Source organism: Nitratireductor soli, from assembly GCF_001050155.1.
GTDB lineage: Bacteria > Pseudomonadota > Alphaproteobacteria > Rhizobiales > Rhizobiaceae > Nitratireductor > Nitratireductor soli.
The window spans coordinates 146,711-165,120 of record NZ_LFVY01000009.1 but is presented as its reverse complement, the minus strand read 5'-3'; the positions used below and the strand labels follow the sequence as shown (position 1 = coordinate 165,120).

Below are 18,410 nucleotides of genomic sequence, written 5' to 3'. Positions count from 1 at the left end.
TCCTCGGGTCAGAGCCCGAGGATGACGAATTGCGTAAGCATTCGTGTCAATCGCCAAGGCTGACGAACGGCATTGTTCCTCCCCACCCGCCCGTCATCCTCGGGCTCTGACCCGAGGATCCATGCCGGAACGGCGCAGAGGCGCGCGGATATAGTGGCGTGTACGGTGCGCCCGGATGGACGCATGGCATTTCTAAAAAGCCTTGAACGTCAGCGTCGTCAGCGAGCGGCGGATGCCCGGCACGCTGGCGATGTTCTCGCTGATGAACTTTCCGACATCGACGCCGTCCTCGATATAAACCTTCATCAAGAGGTCGTAATCGCCGCTGGTCGAATAGAGCTCCGAGGCGATTTCACGCTTGTAGATTTCGTCGGCGACCTCGTAGGTCTTGCCGGGCTTGCAGCGCACTTGAACGAAAACGGGTCTCATCGGGGTTCCGTGAACGGGTTGAAAAAAAGGTTGGCCGAGACTCGGCGCATCGCCTCACACTGTCAACAGACAGCGCACCATCTGGTGGTTCGCGTCGGCCAGCCCGTCGATGACGTCGAAATGATGCCGGTCCGGCTCCTCGACGGTGGCGGTCCGTGCGCCGAGCCCGGTCCAGACATTGGCGAGCAACGCGTTCTGCCGCAGGAATTCGCCGCGTTCGGCCGCACCCACCCAGCAGGTCAGCTGGGCGCCGGGCAAAGGCTGCAGAAGCGCCGGGCTTTCGGCCAGTGCCTCCTCGGCGGTTATCTTCAGATCCTCGTTCATCGCCGTCCGCATCATCGGACGCAGGTCGTGAACGCCGGAGATGGACAGAACATGCCGCAGGCGCGCCCGAACGGCTTCGGGGAGCGGCGAGGAGGTGCAGGCCATGCGGCTCGCCAGATGACCGCCCGCCGAATGCCCGGTCACGATCAGCGGGCCGTCGACGCGCCCGGCCGCCGCGGTCACCGCGCGGCCGATCTCTGCGGTGATGCCGGAAACGGAGTTTTCCGGGCACAGCGTGTAGGACGGCATCGCCACGGCATAGCCGCTGTCCACCGCGCCGGCCGCCAGATGCGACCAGAAGCTCTTGTCGAGGCGCAGCCAGAACCCGCCATGGATGAAGACGACGAGCCCGCGCGGAGCCCCCTCCGGCAGGAACAGGTCGAACCGGTTGCGCGCGCCCTCGCCATAGGCGATGTCGAGTTCGGCCCTGCCGGCCGCCGACAGTTTTTCACGATAGGCCCGCGCCGGCGCGACCCAGGCATCCGGCCAGCGATCGCCGCCTGGAATGTTGGCGCCATTGGCATAAGCGTCGTCCCAGTCGCTGATTTCCCGATAAAACACGCTCAGTTCCTCCATCGATGGCCAGGCGACCCTGTGCATAGCCTGCCGGCCGCTCCCTGTCATCGGCCGGTTTCATACTGTACACTGACCGCAGGTGTGCTATATTTCAACCTTAAAATTTCATACTTGAAATGTCTCGCCGCCGGTGCAATGCTCTCTCACTGACAGCCAGGCGAAGGGCGATCCTGGGAGGATGGAGCGCGAGCATGAAAGTCGCAATTCTCGGCGGGGGTCCTGCGGGCCTCTATTTCGCAATCTCGATGAAGCTGCGCGATGCCGCGCACGACGTCACCGTCTATGAGCGCAACAAGCCCGACGACACGTTCGGCTGGGGCGTGGTGCTGTCCGACGAGACGCTCGACAACCTCGCCGAAAACGACCCCGTCAGCGCCGAGCGCATCCGCCAGCATTTCGCCTATTGGGACGACATCGCCGTCATCCACAAGGGCGTGCGCACCCTGTCCACCGGCCATGGCTTTTGCGGCATCGGCCGTAAGCGGCTGCTGGTTCTGTTGCAGGAGCGCGCTCGCGAGCTGGGCGTCAATCTCGCCTTCGAAACCGAAATCGACGATCCGCGCCCCTTCATGGCGCAAAACGATCTGGTCCTGGCCGCCGACGGGCTGAACTCCAGGGCGCGCGGCACATTCGCCGAGGTGTTCAAGCCCGACATCGACATGCGCAAGTGCAAGTTCGTCTGGCTCGGCACCCATCAGAAATTCGACGACGCCTTCACCTTCATCTTCGAGAAGACGGAACACGGCTTGGTCTGGGCGCACGCCTACCAGTTCGATGACGAAACGGCGACCTTCATCGTCGAATGCAGCCAGGAAACCTGGGACAAGTTCGGCTTCGGCGCGATGAGCCAGCAGGAATCCATCGCCGTCTGCGAGCGGATCTTCAAGAACCATCTCGGCGGCCACGCGCTGATGACCAATGCCAACCACATTCGCGGTTCGGCCTGGATCAACTTCCCGCGCGTGCTTTGCGAGCGCTGGTCGCACGAGAATCTGGCGCTGATGGGCGACGCGGCGGCAAGCGCCCATTTCTCCATCGGCTCCGGCACCAAGCTGGCGCTCGAAAGCGCCATCGCGCTGGCCGAATACGTCCACACCGAGCCGACGCTGCAAGAGGCCTTCGAGAAATACGAGGATGCCCGGCGGCTCGAGGTGCTGCGCCTGCAATCGGCTGCGCGCAACTCGCTCGAATGGTTCGAGGAGGTGGAGCGCTACCTCGATCTCGATCCCGTCCAGTTCAACTATTCGCTGCTCACCCGCTCGCAGCGCATCAGCCACGAGAATCTGCGCCTGCGCGACGCCGAATGGCTGTCTGGCGCCGAAGCCTGGTTCCAGCATCAGGCGGGCGCCGATTCCAATGTCGGGCGCGCACCGATGTTCGCCCCCTACAAGCTGCGCGGCCTGACGCTGAAGAACCGCATCGTCGTCTCGCCCATGGCCCAGTACAAGGCCGTCGACGGCGCACCGACCGACTGGCATTTCGTTCACTACTGCGAGCGCGCCAAGGGCGGCGCCGGCCTCGTCTACATCGAGATGACCTGCGTCAGCCCGGAAGGCCGCATCACCCCCGGCTGCCCCGGCTTCTACAAGCCCGAGCACGAAACGGCCTGGAAGCGCATCGTCGACTTCGTCCATAATGAGACGGATGCCAAGATCTGCGCGCAGATCGGCCATTCAGGCCCCAAGGGCTCGACCCAGCTCGGCTGGGAGGAGATGGACGCGCCGCTGGCCAACGACAACTGGCCCCTGCTGGCCGCTTCAGCGGTCGCCTGGTCGGACAGGAACCAGACGCCGAAGGCGATGGACCGCGCCGACATGGACATGGTGCGCGACCAGTTCGTCGCCTCTGTCGAAATGGCCGAGCGCTGCGGCTTCCACATGCTGGAACTGCACTGTGCCCACGGCTATCTGCTCTCCTCCTTCATCTCGCCGCTGACCAACCGGCGCCAGGACGAGTATGGCGGCAGCCTGGAAAACCGCATGCGCTATCCGCTGGAGATCTTCCACGCCGTGCGCGCCGCATGGCCCGACGACAAGCCGATCTCCGTGCGCATCTCGGCCAATGACTGGGTCGGCGACGCGGGCGTGACGCCGGCCGAAGCCGTCGAGATCGCCCGCCTGTTGCAGCAAGCCGGCGTCGACATCTGCGACGTCTCGGCCGGCCAGACGACGAAAGAGGCCAGGCCGGTCTATGGCCGCATGTTTCAGACGCCGTTTTCCGACCGCATCCGCAACGAGACGGGCATGGCAACGATCGCCGTCGGCAACATCTACGAGCCGGACCACGTCAATTCGATCCTGATGGCCGGCCGCGCCGATCTCGTCTGCCTGGCCCGCCCGCATCTGGCCGATCCCTACTGGACGCTGCATGCGGCGGTGACCCTGTGCGACAAGGGTGTCGCCTGGCCTGATCCCTATCTGCCGGGCCGCGACCAGGCTTACCGGCTTGCCGAGCGCGCCGATCAGATGACGGGGAAGGTGTGATGACCGCCTCCCGCCACGCTCTCGTCACCGGCGGCGGCTCGGGCGTCGGCGCGGCGATCGCCCTGGCGCTGGCGGAAGCCGGCATCGACGTCACCATTTGCGGCCGCCGCGCCGAACCCCTGGAAAAGGTGGCCAACGGCCATGCGCGCATCCACGCCATGACCGCCGACGTGACCGACGAAGCCTCCATGCAGGCGCTCTACGAGAGCGCGGAAGCGGCGCGCGGGCCATTCGACATCGTCATTGCCAATGCCGGCATCGCCTCCAGCGCGCCGGCCCACAAGACATCGCTCGAAGACTGGAACAGGATCGTCAACGTCAACATGACCGGCGCCTTCCTGACCGTGAAGCCGGCGCTGTCGCCGATGGCCAAACGCGGCAGCGGACGCATCGTCTTCATCGCCTCGGTCGCCGGCCTCAAGGGCTATGCCTATGTGGCGCCCTACGTCGCTTCCAAGCACGGCGTCATCGGCCTGATGCGCGCCCTGTCGGCCGAACTGGTCAAGACCGGCGTCACCGTCAATGCCATCTGCCCCGGTTATGTCGAGACGGACATGCTGGAGGAATCGATCGAGCGCGTGGTCGAGAAGACCGGACGCAGCCATGCGGAGGCCCGCAAGGGCTTTGTCGATGCCAATCCGCATGGCCGGCTGGTGCAGCCGAAGGAAGTGGCGGCGGCGGCGCTTTGGCTCATCAGTCCCGAGGCCATGTCGGTCACCGGCCAGTCGATTTCCATCTCCGGAGGTGAAACATGGTAAGCGCTCCCCTGACATCCGTTCGTTCAGGTGCTCCCACCAAGGAACGGCTGCGCCTGTGGATCCGGCTTCTGCGCGCCTCGCGCCTGATCGAGGCCGTGCTGCGCGAGCGGCTGAAGGCGCGCTTCGACACCACCTTGCCGCGCTTCGATGTCCTGTCGGCGCTCGACCGCGCTCCCGAGGGCATGGCGATGAGCGACATTTCCAGTTTCCTGCTGGTGTCCAACGGCAACGTCACCGGCATTGTCGAGCGCCTGGTCAATGACGGCATGGCCAGCCGCTCGAAACGGGACGGCGACCGCCGCACCTCCATCGTCAAGCTGACACCCGCCGGCAAGGAAGCATTCGCCGCCATGGCCGAGGCGCATGAGCGCTGGGTCGACGAACTGCTCGCCGGCCTGCCCGAGGACGAGGCCAGGGCTCTGGCGGCAACGCTGAAGACGTTCGAAAGCAACTGGGAGGGCGAGGCATGAGCGCCATGGCGGGTCTGAAACCGCAACATTTCATCTGGCGCATGGAGGGCAGCGTCGCCGTGGTCCAGCTCGACCGGCCCGACCGCAAGAATCCGCTGACCTTCGAATCCTATGCCGAGCTGCGCGACATGTTTCGCGCCCTGCCCTATGCCGACGATGTGGATGCCGTGGTGTTCCTGCCCAATGGCGGCAATTTCTGCTCGGGCGGCGACGTCCACGACATCATCGGCCCGCTGGTCAGGATGGACATGAAGGGCCTTCTGGCCTTCACCCGCATGACCGGCGATCTGGTCAAGGCGATGATCGCCTGCAGCAAGCCGATCATCGCCGCCGTCGACGGCGTGGCGGTCGGCGCCGGCGCCATCATCGCCATGGCAGCCGATCTGCGGCTGGCGACCCCTGAGGCCAAGACGGCCTTTCTCTTCACCCGCGTCGGCCTCGCCGGCTGCGACATGGGCGCCTGCGCAATCCTGCCGCGCATCATCGGCCAGGGCCGCGCCGCCGAACTGCTTTACACTGGCCGCTCCATGAGCGCCGAGGAAGGCGAACGCTGGGGGTTCTACAACCGCCTCGTTTCAGCCGAGGCTCTGGAAGCCGAAGCGCTCGGCATGGCCGGCCGCATCGCCGCCGGCCCGACCTTCGCCCATGGCATCACCAAGACCCAGCTCAACCATGAATGGTCGATGGGGCTTGAGCAGGCCATCGAGGCCGAGGCGCAGGCGCAGGCAATCTGCATGCAGACCAGGGATTTCGAACGCGCCTACAACGCCTTCGTGGCGAAGGAAAAACCGGTGTTCGAGGGAAACTGATGCCTGACCGCTCCTTCCTCGACTGGCCCTTCTTCGAGCAGCGCCACCGCGACTGGGCGCAAAAGCTGGAAGCCTGGTGCGCAGCCAACCTCCCCGTCGATCACAGCGATGTCGATGCCGCCTGCCGCGATCTCGTCGCACGGCTCGGCGATGCCGGCCTGCTGAAACCCACCGCGCTCGACACGGCCAACCCCGGCCCGCTCGACGTGCGCACGCTGTGCATCACCCGCGAAACGCTGGCCCGCCATGACGGGCTGGCCGATTTCGCCTTCGCCATGCAGGGCCTCGGCACCGGTGCGATCAGCTTCTTCGGCACGCCCGAGCAGCAGACATGGCTCGACCGGACGCGCGACGGCAAGGCACTGTCGGCCTTTGCCCTGTCCGAGCCGCGTTCCGGCTCCGACGTCGCCAATATGGACATGGCCGCCACGCGTGACGGCGGCGACTATGTGCTGTCGGGCGAGAAGACCTGGATTTCCAATGGCGGCATCGCCGATCTCTACACCGTGTTTGCGCGCACCGGCGAAGCGCCCGGCGCGAAGGGGATTTCCGCCTTCCTGGTGCCGGCCGACACGCCGGGCCTGAATGTCGCCGAACGCATCGACGTGATCGCCCCGCATCCGCTGGCCCGGCTGTCCTTCGACGATGTGCGCGTGCCGGCATCGGCCATGATCGGCAAGCCGGGCGACGGCTTCAGGATCGCCATGTCGGTGCTCGACGTGTTCCGCTCGACGGTCGGCGCCGCGGCCCTCGGCTTTGCCCGCCGGGCCTTGGACGAGACCATCGACCGCGCCGCGAGCCGCCGGCTTTTCGGCGCACCGCTCGCCGACCTGCAGATGGTGCAGGGCCACATCGCCGACATGGCGCTCGACGTGGATGCCGCGGCATTACTCATCTACCGCGCCGCCTGGACCAAGGACATGGGCGCGCCGCGGGTGACGCGCGAGGCGGCGATGGCCAAGCTCTTCGCCACCGACAAGGCGCAGGAAGTGATCGACAAGGCGGTGCAGATCCATGGCGGCGACGGCGTCCGCCGCGGGCACATCGTGGAGAGCCTGTACCGGGAGATCCGGGCGCTCCGCATCTACGAGGGCGCGTCAGACGTCCAGAAAGTCGTCATCGCACGGCAAACGATAAAATGAGGGTGAACACATGCTCGGACCGACCGGCCATACGGACACATTCGCGCGGGACAACCTCCCGCCCGAGGATCAGTGGCCAGAATTCCTGCTCGAAGGCTTCGACTATCCCGAATACCTGAACGCCGGCGTCGAACTCTCCGACCGTCTGGTCGAGCGCGGCTTCGGCGACCGTGTGGCGCTGATCGGCAATGGCCGGCGGCGCACCTACAAGGAACTGGCCGACTGGACCAGCCGCCTCGCCCATGCGCTGGTCGAGGATTATGGCGTCAAGCCCGGCAACCGCATCCTCATCCGCTCGGCCAACAACCCGGCCATGGTCGCCTGCTGGCTGGCCGCCACCAAGGCGGGCGCCGTCGTCGTCAACACCATGCCGATGCTGCGCGCCGGCGAACTGGCCAAGATCGTCGACAAGGCGGAAATCACGCTGGCCCTGTGCGACACGCGCATCAAGGACGAGTTGGTGGCCTGCGCCAAGGAAAGCCGCTTCCTGAAGCAGGTGGTCGGTTTCGACGGGACGGCCAATTTCGACGCCGAGCTCGACCGCATCGCCCTCGACAAGCCCGTGCAGTTCGAAGCCGTGAAAACCGGCCGCGACGATGTCGCGCTGCTGGGGTTCACCTCCGGCACGACCGGCATCCCCAAGGCGACGATGCATTTCCATCGCGACCTTCTGATCATCGCCGACGGTTACGCCAGGGAAGTCCTGCAGGTAACGCCGGACGACGTGTTCGTCGGCTCGCCGCCGCTCGCCTTCACCTTCGGCCTTGGCGGGCTGGCGATCTTCCCGCTGCGCTTCGGCGCCGCCGCGACGCTGCTCGAAAGCGCCACGCCGCCGAACATGATCGAGATCATCGAGAAATACCGCGCCACAATCAGCTTCACCGCGCCGACCGCCTACCGCGCCATGATGGCGGCGATGGACGAGGGCGCCGACCTTTCGTCGCTGCGCGTCGCCGTGTCGGCCGGCGAAACCCTGCCGGGGCCGGTGTTCGAGGAATGGACGAAAAAGACCGGCAAGCCGATCCTCGACGGCATCGGCGCCACCGAGATGCTGCACATCTTCATCTCCAACCGCTTCGACGACATGCACCCCGCCACCACCGGCCGCCCGGTGACGGGCTACGAGGCGAAGATCGTCGATGACGATATGAACGAGCTGCCGCGCGGCGAGACCGGCCGGCTGGCGGTGCGCGGGCCGACGGGCTGCCGCTACCTGGCCGACGAGCGCCAGAAGGACTATGTGCGCGACGGCTGGAACCTGACCGGCGATTCCTTCTTCCAGGATGAGGACGGCCATTTGCATTTCGCCGCCCGCTCCGACGACATGATCGTCTCGGCCGGCTACAACATTGCCGGCCCCGAGGTGGAGGCGGCGCTCCTGTCCCATGCCGAAGTGGTGGAATGCGCGGTGATCGGCGCGGCCAGCGAGGAACGCGGCCAGATCGTCGAGGCCTATGTGGTGCTGGCTGAGGGCGTGGCGCGCGACGCCGCCGCCGTCAAGCGCCTGCAGGATCATGTGAAGGCTGTCATCGCCCCTTACAAATATCCGCGCTCGGTGAAGTTCATCGATACGCTGCCAAAAACGCAAACGGGCAAGATCCAGCGATTCCGCTTGAGAGAGGGCGACGAAGCATGAGCGCCGAACGGGATCTCGATGACGACAAGGCGGCCGACATCAAGCCGCCCATGTCCTACAGCGACTATCTGCATCTGGACAAGATTCTCGACGCGCAAAAGCCGCTGTCGACGGCGCGCGACGAACTCCTGTTCATCATCCAGCACCAGACCTCCGAATTGTGGATGATGCTGGCGATCGCCGAGATCCGCTCGGCCAAGGCGGCGATCGCCGAGGACCGGCTGCGCCCGGCCTTCAAGATGCTGACCCGCGTGGCGCGCATCTTCGAGCAGTTGAACAGCGCCTGGGACGTGCTGCGCACCATGACGCCGAGCGAGTACTCGACCTTTCGCGACGCGCTCGGCCAGTCCTCCGGCTTCCAGTCATGGCAGTACCGGTCGATCGAGTTCCTCGCCGGCAACCGCAACCTTTCCATGCTGAAGCCGCATTCCGACAAGCCGGAGATCACCGCCCGGCTCGAAGACATCCTGGCCGAACCCAGCCTCTACGACGAGGCGCTGCGGCTGCTGGCGCGCCAGGGGTTCGACATCGGCGCCGATGCCGCGCGCACCTCATGGCGCGAGCGCCGCGAGCCGGACGACCGGGTGCAGGCGGCCTGGAAGGCCGTCTACGCCGATCCGGACAGGCATTGGGCGCTCTACGAACTGGCCGAGAAGCTGATCGACTTCGAGGATTATTTCCGCCGTTGGCGCTTCAACCACGTTACCACGGTGGAACGCATCATCGGCCTGAAGCGGGGAACCGGCGGCACATCCGGCGTTTCCTATTTGCGCAAGATGCTGGATGTGGAACTATTCCCCGAACTTTGGCGGGTGCGCACGGACATGTAGCCTGACTGCCGGGTTGAGCAGGACCAATCAAAAAGGGAACAAGGGAGACCATCATGAAGAAATTGCTTGCCGCCAGTATCCTGGCGCTATCGGCCGGCCTTGCCGGCAACGCCTTTGCCGAGCCGGTCAAGATCGGCATGATCACCACCTTGTCGGGCGGCGGCGCCGGCCTCGGCATCGATGCGCGCGACGGCTTCATGCTGGCCGTCAAGCAGTCGGGCAACAAGGAGATCGAAGTCGTCACCGAGGACGACGCGCAGAAGCCGGAACTGGCCGTGCAGATCGCCGACAAGATGGTGCAGAGCGACAAGGTCGACCTGATGACCGGCATCATCTGGTCGAACCTGGCGATGGCCGTGGTACCGGCCGTCACCGCGCAGGACATCATCTATCTGTCGGTCAATGCCGGCCCGTCGGCACTGGCCGGCGCCGGTTGCAATGCCAACTATTTCAACGTCGCCTACCAGAACGACAATTTCCATGAGGCGATGGGCGAGGCCGCCAACAAGGACTACAAGAAGACCTTCATCCTGGCGCCCAACTATCCGGCCGGCAAGGATTCGCTGACCGGCTTCAAGCGCTACTACAAGGGCGAGCTGGCGGGCGAGGTCTACACCAAGCTCGGCCAGACCGACTACGCCGCCGAGATCGCTCAGATCCGCGCCTCCGGCGCCGATTCGGTGTTCATCTTCCTGCCCGGCGGCATGGGCATCGCCTTCACCAAGCAATATGCGCAGTCGGGCGTCGGCCTGCCGCTGCTCGGCCCCGCCTTCTCCTTCAGCCAGGACGTGCTGCCGGCCATCGGCGATGCGGCGCTCGGCGTGAAGAACACGGCCTCCTGGTCGCAGGACCTCGACAACGAAGCCAACAAGGCCTTTGTCGCGGGCTTCAAGGAAGAGTATGGCCGTCTGCCTTCGGTCTATGCGGCGCAGGCCTATGATACGGCGAACCTGATCCTGGCGGCGGCGGCCAAGGCCAGCGTCAAGGACAAGGACGCTTTCCGCGCGGCGCTGAAGGAAGCGGATTTCAAATCGGTGCGCGGCAAGTTCTCGTTCAACACCAACAACCACCCGATCCAGGATTTCTACGTCCGCGAGGTGGTCAAGGATGGCGACACGCTGACCAACAAGATCATCGGCACCGCCTTCACCGACCACAAGGACGCCTACGCGGGCGAGTGCAAGATGTAAGGAGGTCCCCTTCTCCCAGTGAAGGGAAATCGCCTATGACGGCGCCGTACCCCCACCCCTTACCCCTCCCCTCAAGGGGGAGGGGATGATGATGAAGCGCACTACCCTTCTTCCCTCCCCCTTGAGGGGAGGGATTGAGGGTGGGGGTTGCAGGCAAAGCCTGCAAGAAAACCACAAGCGATTTCTCTCCACATTGCATTCATCCTGAAACCAGACTGCGAAACGCCCAGTGTCCCTAGCCCTTTTCATCGAGCAAATCCTCAACGGCCTTCAGTTCGGCGTCATGCTGTTCCTGATGGCGGCCGGGCTGACGCTGATCTTCGGCGTGATGGGGCTCATCAACCTGGCGCATGGCTCGCTGTTCATGGTCGGCGCTTTCGCCTGCGCCACCGTGGCCGCCGCGACGGGCTCGTTCTGGCTCGGCCTCGTCGCCAGCCTGGCGGCGGCGGCGGCGGCCGGCGCGGTCGTCGAAATCCTCGTCATCCGCAGGCTCTACGAGCGCAACCACCTCGACCAGGTGCTCGCCACCTTCGCGCTGATCCTGATCTTCTCCGAGGGCACCCGCTGGGTGTTCGGTTCGTTCCCGCTGTATCTCGACATTCCCGCGCTTCTGTCCGGTGCGGTGCGCCTGCCGGGCGGCGCGCAATATCCGGTCTATCGCCTCGCCGTCATCGGCGTCGGCATCGCCGTCGCCATCGGACTGTATCTGCTGATCGGCAAGACGCGGCTCGGCATGCGCATCCGCGCCGGCGAAAGCGACCGCGAGATGATCGCCGCGCTCGGCATCGACATCGGCACGCTCTACACGCTGGTCTTCGCGCTGGGCGCGGCGCTGGCCGGCCTGGCCGGCGCCATGGTCGGCGCATTGCAATCCGTGCAGGTGGGCATGGGCGAGCCGGTGCTGATCCTCGCCTTCGTCGTCATCGTCATCGGCGGCATCGGCTCGATCAAGGGCGCGCTGATCGGCTCGATCCTGGTCGGCCTGACGGAAACGCTTGGCCGTTTCCTCCTGCCGCACGCCTTCGCGCTGTTCATGCCGCCTTCCGACGCCGCCACCATCGGCGCGGCGCTCGCCTCGATGCTGATCTACATCGTCATGGCGCTGATCCTCGCCTTCAGGCCGAGCGGCCTGTTCGCGGCCAATGCGTGAGGGGGCGGGATGAGCCGCGAAACCATCGTCACCGCCTTTCTCGTGCTCGGCCTGCTGGCCGCACCGTTCGTCGCCCAGGCGATCGGCGAGCCGTTCTACATCACGCTCGCCACCCGCATGGCCATTCTCGGACTGGCCGCCACCGGGCTCAACATCGCGCTCGGCCTCGGCGGGCTGGTCTCCTTCGGCCACGCGGCGTTCTTCGGCATTGGCGGCTATGCGGCCGGCATCCTGGCCACCCACGCCTTCAACGGCGAGCCGTTGCTGTTTGGCCTGCCCGGCACCAACCAGATGATCGTCATCTGGCTCGCCGGCGCCGTCGTCGCCGGCATCATCGCAGCCCTGATCGGCCTGATCTCGCTCAGGACGTCCGGCGTCTACTTCATCATGATCACGCTGGCCTTCGCGCAGATGATCTACTATTTCGCCATTTCCTGGCCGGCCTATGGCGGCGAGGACGGCCTGTCGATCTACGTGCGCAACGGCTTTCCCGGCCTGAACACGCTGGCGCCGATGAGCTTTTTCCTGATCAGCTTCGCGCTTCTCGCGGCGGGCCTCGTGCTGTTCGCGCTGATCCGCGATTCGCGCTTTGGCGCGGCACTTCAGGCAGGCCGGCAGAACGAGACGCGCCTTGCCGCCGTCGGCATCGCGCCGTTCCGCATCCGGCTTGCCGCCTTCATCCTGTCCGCCATGCTGACGGCGGTGGCCGGCGCGCTGTTTGCCGATCTCAACCGCTTCGTCAGCCCTTCCATGTTCTCCTGGCATATGTCGGGCGAGCTGATCGTGCTGATCATCCTTGGCGGCGTCGGAAGGCTGGCCGGGCCGCTCGCCGGCGCCATCGTCTATGTGCTGTTCGAGTTCGCGCTGGGCGGCATCACGGAACACTGGCAGCTCTTCCTCGGCCTGATCCTGCTGGCCGTGGTGCTGTTCGCCCGCGGCGGCGTGATGGGCATGTTTGCCGGGAGGGCGCGACATGGCTGAGCCCATCCTGGAAATCCGCGATCTGCGCAAGAGCTTCGGCGCGCTGCAGGCGACGGATGGCGTCAGCCTCACATTGCTGCCGGGCGAGATTCACGCGCTGATCGGTCCCAATGGCGCCGGCAAATCGACGTTGATCCACCAGATTGCCGGATCGCTGAAGCCCGACAGCGGCGACATCCGCTTCGCCGGCCAAGACGTCAAGCCGCTCGACATGGCCGCGCGCGCGCGGCTCGGCATGGGCCGCACCTTTCAGGTGTCGTCGCTGGCGCCGGAATTCTCCGCCCTGCGCAACGTCATGCTGGCGGTGCAGGCGCGCGCCGGATCGAGCTTCCGCTTCTTCCGCCCGGTGATGCGCGACACCAGCCTGACCGAGCCCGCCCGCGAAGCGCTGGCGCGCGTCGGCCTGGCCGACCGGGCCGACATTCCAGCCGCCGAGCTGTCGCATGGCGAGCGCCGGCAATTGGAGATCGCCATCGCCCTGGCGCTGGGTGCGAAGGCCTTCCTGCTCGACGAGCCGATGGCCGGCATGGGACCGGAAGGCTCGCAGGCGCTGACAAGCTTCCTCGCCACATTGCGCCAGGAAGCGCCGATCCTGCTCGTCGAGCACGACATGGACGCCGTCTTCGCCCTGGCCGACCGCATTTCCGTTCTGGTCTACGGGCGCATCATCGCCACGGGCACGGTCGATGAAATCCGCAATCACCCGGCGGTCCGCGAAGCCTATCTGGGAGAAGGCGCATGACGCTTCTCGAAATCCGCGGGCTGGAGACCTTCTACGGCAAGTCGCAGGCCCTGTTCGGCGTCGACCTGACCGTCGACGAGGGTGAAGTGGTGGCCCTGATGGGCCGCAACGGCATGGGCAAGACCACCACCATCCGCTCGATCTGTCACCTGACGCCAGCGCGGTCGGGCACGATACGATTTGCCGGCAAGGACATAGCCCGCCTGCGCCCGCACAAGATCGCCCGCCTGGGCATCGGCCTCGTGCCCGAAGGGCGGCGCTGCTTCCCGAACCTGACGGTGGAGGAAAATCTGCTCGCCGCCGCCCGCACCGGCAAATGGACGCTGGCCGGCGTCAACGCGCTGTTCCCGCGCCTGGCCGAACGGCGCGGCCAATATGCCAGCACGTTGTCGGGCGGCGAGCAGCAGATGCTGGCCATCGGCCGGGCATTGCTCACCAATCCCAGCCTGCTCATCCTCGACGAAGCGACGGAGGGGCTGGCGCCGGTCATCCGCCAGGACATCTGGCGGGCGATCCGCACGGTCAAGAAGGAGGGGCAATCGATCCTGATCGTCGACAAGACGCTGAGCGAGCTCCTGCCGGTTGCCGACCGCTGCACCATCCTCGAGAAGGGTCGCACGGTCTGGAACGGCGCGCCGGCCGCCCTCGACGACGAAACCCAGCAACGTTTTCTCGGCGTGTGATCACGCCTCAGTTTGACAGTACGAAGGAAAGACCATGACCGCTCCCGTTCACCAAGTTCTCCAGCCGGCCGACTGGGCCCCCGCCCGGGGCTATTCCAACGGCATGGTCACGCGGGGGCGCACCGTCTTCCTGGGCGGGCAGATCGGCTGGACCGGCGATCAGGTCTTCGAGACCGACGATTTCATCGGCCAGGTGCGCCAGGCGCTGGAAAACATCGCCGCCCTTCTGCAGGAGGCCGGCGGCGGCCCCGAGCATGTGGTGCGGCTCACCTGGTTCATCACCGACAAGCAGGCCTACACGAGCCGCCTGCGCGAACTGGGCGAAGCCTATCGCGCCGTGATGGGCCGCAACTTTCCGCCCATGAGCGTGGTGCAGGTGACGGCGCTGATCGAGGACCAGGCGAAGGTGGAGATCGAGGCGACGGCAGTCCTGCCGGACTGACGATTTCCGTCTGCCGGCATCGTTCCAGACAACCCCCTCGCCCCGTTTACGGGGAGAGGGTCCCGGCAGGGGGGCGAGGGGCAGCGTCAACGCTTGCTTGTCTGCCCGCATCCTCCCGCGCGCTGCGGCTGAGCGTATAGACGAACGCCGCGATGAACATGCAGGTCATCAGGAGCACGATGGTCGGCGCCGGTGCGCTGTCGAGGAAGAAGCTCAGATAGACCCCGAAGAACGAGGCGAAAAGCCCCACCGCCAGGCTGACGAGCAGCATGCGGTCGAAGCGGCGGGCGAGCAGGAAGGCCACCGCGCCCGGGCCGATCAGCATGGCGATCGCCAGGATGATGCCGACCGCCGCCAGCGCCGCAACGATGCTCAGCGACAGGATCGCCAGGAGCCCGTAATGCAGCGCCCTGACCGGCAGGCCGATCGCCTGCGCGTGCTGCGGATCGAAGGCGTGCAGCAGCAGGTCGCGGCGAAACAGCATGATCGCCGTGCAGACCACCAGGGCGATGATGCCGGTTTGCGCGATGTCTCCCCACGAAACGCCGAGCATGTCGCCGAACAGGATGTGATCGAGATGCACGTCGGTGCGGATCTTCGTGTAGAGCAGCAGGCCGAGCGCGAACATGCCGGAGAAGACCACGCCCATGATCGTGTCTTCCTTGACCCGGCTGTTCTCCTTCAGATAGCCGATGCCGACGACGCAGGTCATGCCGGCGGCGAAGGCCCCGATCGCCAGAGGCAGGCCGACGATATAGGCGATCACCACGCCGGGCAGCACCGCATGGCTGACCGCATCGCCCATCAGCGACCAGCCCTTCAGCACCAGGAAGCAGGAAAGCAAGGCCATCGGCGCGGCGATCAGCACGGAGATGATGAAGGCGTGCTGCATGAACGGAAAGGCGAACGGCAACAGCGGATTGTCGAGCAACGCGCTCATGCGCCAGCCTCCCGCATCGGGGCTTCCAGGGCCGCACGGGCGCGCTTGCGCGCGGCGAGGAATCCATGCTTCGGCGCCAGGAAGAAGGCCGTGAGGAAGGCCAGCGTCTGCAGGACGACGATGATGGCGCCGGTGGCGCCGTCGAGGAAATAGCTGGCATAGGCGCCGACCAGGCTGGACAGGGAGCCGATGGCGACGGCGATGCCGATCAGCCGCGGAAAGCGATCGGTCAGCAGATAGGCCGTCGCCCCCGGCGTCACCACCATGGCGATGACGAGGAAGGCGCCGACCGTCTGCATCGCCGCCACCGTGCAGGCGCTGAGCAGCGTGAAGAAGATCAGCCGCAGCCGGCCGGGATTGAGGCCGATGGAGCGTGCATGGTTCTCGTCGAAGAAGGCGACCATCAGGTCCTTCCACTTGACCGCCAGAACGGCCAGCGTGACGCCTGAAATGACAACGAGCTGCAGCGTGTCGCCCGGCGTGATGGCCAGGATGTTGCCAAGCACGATGGTCTGGATGTTCACCGCCGCCGGCGACAGCGAGACCATGAACAGCCCGAGGCCAAAGAAGGAGGTGAAGATCAGGCCGATGATGGCATCCTCGCGCAGCTTGGTGCGCTGGTTGAGGAAGAACATGGCGCCGGCCGCCAGGCCGCCGGCGAAAAAGGCGCCGAGGGAGAATGGCAGGCCGAGCATGTAGGCGCCGGCAACCCCGGGGACGATGGAGTGCGACAGCGCATCGCCGATCAGCGACCAGCCCTTGAGCATCAGATAGGCGGACAGGAAGGCGCAGACGCCGCCAACCAGCGCGCTGACCCACATGGCGTTGACCATGTAGCCATAGGCGAACGGCTCGAGCAGATATGCGCTCATGGCTTCTGCTTTCCCTTTTCCGGTGATGTGCCGTTCTCACCCTCGCCATAGATGACGAAGGGTCGTTCGTCGTCGGTCAACACGGTGACGCGCCGCGTATCCTGCTCGGCATCCTCATGCAGCTCCGCACCGCCCAACGTGAACTGACGCAGCACGCCGCCGAAGGCTTTCTCCAGATTGGCGTGGGTGAACACCTCCGCAGTCGGTCCGGCGGCGAGAACCGTGCGGTTGATCAGCACCGCTCGGTCGCAGAAGCGTGGCACACTGCCGAGATTGTGCGTCGAGACGAGGATGACATGCCCTTCGTCGCGCAGCGCGCGCAGCAGGGCGATGATCGATTCCTCCGTCCGGACATCGACGCCGGTGAACGGCTCGTCGAGCAGGATCACCCGCCCTTCCTGGGCCAGCGCACGGGCGAGGAAGACACGCTTCTTCTGCCCGCCGGAAAGCTCGCCGATCTGCCGCTTGCGGTAGTCGGCCATGCCGACGCGCTCCAGCGCGGCATCGACCATGGCGCGGTCGGCCGGACGCGGCCAGCGCAGGAAGTTCATATGGCCATAGCGGCCCATCATCACCACGTCCTCGACCAGAACCGGAAAATTCCAGTCGACCTCCTCGGCCTGCGGCACATAGGCGACGACGTTACGCTTCAACGCCCGGCCGGCCGGCGCGCCGAGGATCGAGACGCTGCCCTTTGCGACGGGCACGAAACCCATGATCGCCTTGAACAGCGTCGACTTGCCGCTGCCGTTGACGCCGACGAGCGCCGTGATCGTGCCCGTCGGGATCGAAAAATTGGCGTCATGCAGGGCGGTGTGCCCGTTGCGGTAGGTGACTGTCACATCACGGACGTCGATACCGGGCTCGGAGGCGGCAGGCCTGGTTCTGACGACAGGCGCGTTCATTCTCCGGTCAGCCCTATGGCGATCGTTTCGCTCGTCACGCGCAGAAGGTCCAGATAGGTGGGCACGGGGCCGTCCGCGTCGCTCAGCGAATCCACATACAGCACGCCGCCATATTTGATCCCGGTTTCACGCGCCACCTGCTGGGCCGGATCGGGCGACACCGTGCTCTCGCTGAACACGGCGGGCGCATTACCCGCACGGATCGAATCGATGACGTGCCGCACCTGCTGCGGGGTGCCCTGCTGGTCGGCGTTGATCGGCCAGATGTACAATTCCTTCATATCGAAATCGCGCGCCAGATAGCTGAAGGCACCCTCGCTGGTGACCAGCACGCGCCGCGCCTCCGGCACCGCCGCAAGACGGGCGCGGATCGGTTCGGCGGTGGCCTTGATCTTCTCCTTGTAGGCTTCGGCGTTGCGCGCATAGGTCTCGGCATTCTCCGGGTCGTGCTGGGAAAACGCATCGCGGATGTTGTCGACATAGATCAGCGCGTCGCTCGGCGACATCCAGGCATGCGGATTGGGCTTGCCGGTGTAAGGCCCCTCGGAAATACCCATCGGCGCGACGCCGTCCGACACGACGATGCTCGGCACGTCACGCAGATTGCCGAAGAAGCGTTCGAACCAGAGCTCCAGGTTGAGCCCGTTCCACAGGATCAGGTCGGCATCCTGCGCCCGCAGGATGTCGCCCGGAGTGGGCTGGTAATTGTGGATCTCGGCATTCGGCTTGGTGATCGATTCGACCACCGCGGCGTCACCGGCAACGTTGCGCGCCATATCGGCGATGACGGTGAATGTGGTGACGGCCTTGAAGCGCTCGTCCTGCGCGAAAGCCGGCGACGCGGCAAAGGCCGCGACGAGCAGAACGGCCAGACCCTTGGCTAAACCCATGAATTTCCCCTGAAGCAAATGGCAATGGAACAACACGACGGAAGTTAGAGCGAAAACCGGAGCACGTCAACGCTATTGCAAATCATTTGCATTAAAAAGTGGCAGACCAGTCTGCGAAAGGATTTTCTGGGTATGCCTCGTGCGGTGCATACTTGGAA

The 18,410-nt window shown here is 65.5% G+C and carries 19 protein-coding genes; 13 read left to right on the top strand and 6 right to left on the bottom strand.

Annotated elements, in window-relative coordinates:
* Positions 1 to 192 precede the first annotated feature (192 nt).
* Together AB843_RS13065 and AB843_RS13060 are read right to left on the bottom strand one after the other, a co-directional pair.
* Positions 193 to 429 carry an Lrp/AsnC ligand binding domain-containing protein gene (locus AB843_RS13065; RefSeq protein ID WP_048647294.1) on the bottom strand — a complete coding sequence of 79 codons (237 nt, stop codon included), beginning with the start codon at positions 427 to 429 and terminating at the stop codon, positions 193 to 195.
* A 54-nt stretch (positions 430 to 483) separates the two neighbouring features.
* Positions 484 to 1,314, bottom strand: a complete 831-nt coding sequence (locus AB843_RS13060; RefSeq protein WP_048647382.1) for an alpha/beta hydrolase — start codon at positions 1,312 to 1,314, stop codon at positions 484 to 486.
* Between the two features lie 206 nt (positions 1,315 to 1,520).
* Here AB843_RS13060 and AB843_RS13055 point away from each other — a divergent pair, with 206 nt between their 5' ends.
* From AB843_RS13055 to AB843_RS12995, 13 genes are all read left to right on the top strand, one after another.
* The gene (locus AB843_RS13055) at positions 1,521 to 3,812 is read left to right on the top strand and encodes a bifunctional salicylyl-CoA 5-hydroxylase/oxidoreductase (RefSeq protein WP_048647293.1); all 2,292 of its coding nucleotides are present in this window, start codon (positions 1,521 to 1,523) and stop codon (positions 3,810 to 3,812) included.
* A complete protein-coding gene (locus tag AB843_RS13050; RefSeq protein WP_048647292.1) occupies positions 3,812 to 4,570 on the top strand; it encodes an SDR family NAD(P)-dependent oxidoreductase in 759 nt (252 codons plus the stop codon). Before AB843_RS13055 ends, AB843_RS13050 begins: the two co-directional genes overlap by 1 nt.
* On the top strand, positions 4,564 to 5,040 hold the full coding sequence (locus tag AB843_RS13045; protein WP_048647291.1) for a MarR family winged helix-turn-helix transcriptional regulator: 477 nt from the start codon (positions 4,564 to 4,566) through the stop codon (positions 5,038 to 5,040). The genes AB843_RS13050 and AB843_RS13045 overlap by 7 nt, the downstream gene beginning before the upstream one ends.
* Positions 5,037 to 5,849, top strand: a complete 813-nt coding sequence (locus AB843_RS13040) for an enoyl-CoA hydratase family protein (RefSeq protein WP_048647290.1) — start codon at positions 5,037 to 5,039, stop codon at positions 5,847 to 5,849. The genes AB843_RS13045 and AB843_RS13040 overlap by 4 nt, the downstream gene beginning before the upstream one ends.
* Positions 5,849 to 6,991, top strand: coding sequence for an acyl-CoA dehydrogenase family protein (locus tag AB843_RS13035; RefSeq protein WP_048647289.1), 1,143 nt, complete (start codon positions 5,849 to 5,851; stop codon positions 6,989 to 6,991). Before AB843_RS13040 ends, AB843_RS13035 begins: the two co-directional genes overlap by 1 nt.
* A gap of 10 nt (positions 6,992 to 7,001) precedes the next feature.
* Positions 7,002 to 8,627: an AMP-binding protein gene (locus tag AB843_RS13030; RefSeq protein WP_048647288.1), complete on the top strand. Its 1,626-nt coding sequence runs from the start codon at positions 7,002 to 7,004 to the stop codon at positions 8,625 to 8,627.
* Positions 8,624 to 9,457: a tryptophan 2,3-dioxygenase gene (gene kynA, locus AB843_RS13025; RefSeq protein ID WP_048647287.1), complete on the top strand. Its 834-nt coding sequence runs from the start codon at positions 8,624 to 8,626 to the stop codon at positions 9,455 to 9,457. The genes AB843_RS13030 and kynA overlap by 4 nt, the downstream gene beginning before the upstream one ends.
* 53 nt (positions 9,458 to 9,510) lie before the next feature.
* Entirely contained in the window at positions 9,511 to 10,647 is a 1,137-nt protein-coding gene (locus tag AB843_RS13020) for an ABC transporter substrate-binding protein (RefSeq protein ID WP_048647286.1), read from the top strand.
* 229 nt (positions 10,648 to 10,876) lie between these two features.
* Positions 10,877 to 11,797 carry a branched-chain amino acid ABC transporter permease gene (locus AB843_RS13015; protein WP_048647285.1) on the top strand — a complete coding sequence of 307 codons (921 nt, stop codon included), beginning with the start codon at positions 10,877 to 10,879 and terminating at the stop codon, positions 11,795 to 11,797.
* Positions 11,798 to 11,806: 9 nt separating this feature from the next.
* Entirely contained in the window at positions 11,807 to 12,778 is a 972-nt protein-coding gene (locus AB843_RS13010) for a branched-chain amino acid ABC transporter permease (RefSeq protein WP_048647284.1), read from the top strand.
* Entirely contained in the window at positions 12,771 to 13,520 is a 750-nt protein-coding gene (locus AB843_RS13005) for an ABC transporter ATP-binding protein (protein WP_048647283.1), read from the top strand. Before AB843_RS13010 ends, AB843_RS13005 begins: the two co-directional genes overlap by 8 nt.
* On the top strand, positions 13,517 to 14,203 hold the full coding sequence (locus AB843_RS13000; RefSeq protein ID WP_048647282.1) for an ABC transporter ATP-binding protein: 687 nt from the start codon (positions 13,517 to 13,519) through the stop codon (positions 14,201 to 14,203). Before AB843_RS13005 ends, AB843_RS13000 begins: the two co-directional genes overlap by 4 nt.
* 34 nt (positions 14,204 to 14,237) lie before the next feature.
* Positions 14,238 to 14,645 (top strand): RidA family protein, encoded by a 408-nt coding sequence (locus AB843_RS12995; protein ID WP_048647281.1) that lies wholly within the window; start codon positions 14,238 to 14,240, stop codon positions 14,643 to 14,645.
* A gap of 46 nt (positions 14,646 to 14,691) precedes the next feature.
* Here AB843_RS12995 and AB843_RS12990 read toward each other — a convergent pair whose 3' ends face one another.
* Genes AB843_RS12990 through AB843_RS12975 form a run of 4 tightly spaced genes read right to left on the bottom strand, consistent with a single transcriptional unit; the run spans position 14,692 to position 18,252 of the window.
* Positions 14,692 to 15,585: a metal ABC transporter permease gene (locus tag AB843_RS12990; RefSeq protein WP_048647280.1), complete on the bottom strand. Its 894-nt coding sequence runs from the start codon at positions 15,583 to 15,585 to the stop codon at positions 14,692 to 14,694.
* On the bottom strand, positions 15,582 to 16,457 hold the full coding sequence (locus AB843_RS12985; RefSeq protein WP_048647279.1) for a metal ABC transporter permease: 876 nt from the start codon (positions 16,455 to 16,457) through the stop codon (positions 15,582 to 15,584). The genes AB843_RS12990 and AB843_RS12985 overlap by 4 nt, the downstream gene beginning before the upstream one ends.
* On the bottom strand, positions 16,454 to 17,362 hold the full coding sequence (locus AB843_RS12980) for a manganese/iron ABC transporter ATP-binding protein (protein WP_048647278.1): 909 nt from the start codon (positions 17,360 to 17,362) through the stop codon (positions 16,454 to 16,456). Before AB843_RS12980 ends, AB843_RS12985 begins: the two co-directional genes overlap by 4 nt.
* Positions 17,359 to 18,252 carry a metal ABC transporter substrate-binding protein gene (locus AB843_RS12975; protein WP_048647277.1) on the bottom strand — a complete coding sequence of 298 codons (894 nt, stop codon included), beginning with the start codon at positions 18,250 to 18,252 and terminating at the stop codon, positions 17,359 to 17,361. The genes AB843_RS12980 and AB843_RS12975 overlap by 4 nt, the downstream gene beginning before the upstream one ends.
* Positions 18,253 to 18,410 lie beyond the last annotated feature (158 nt).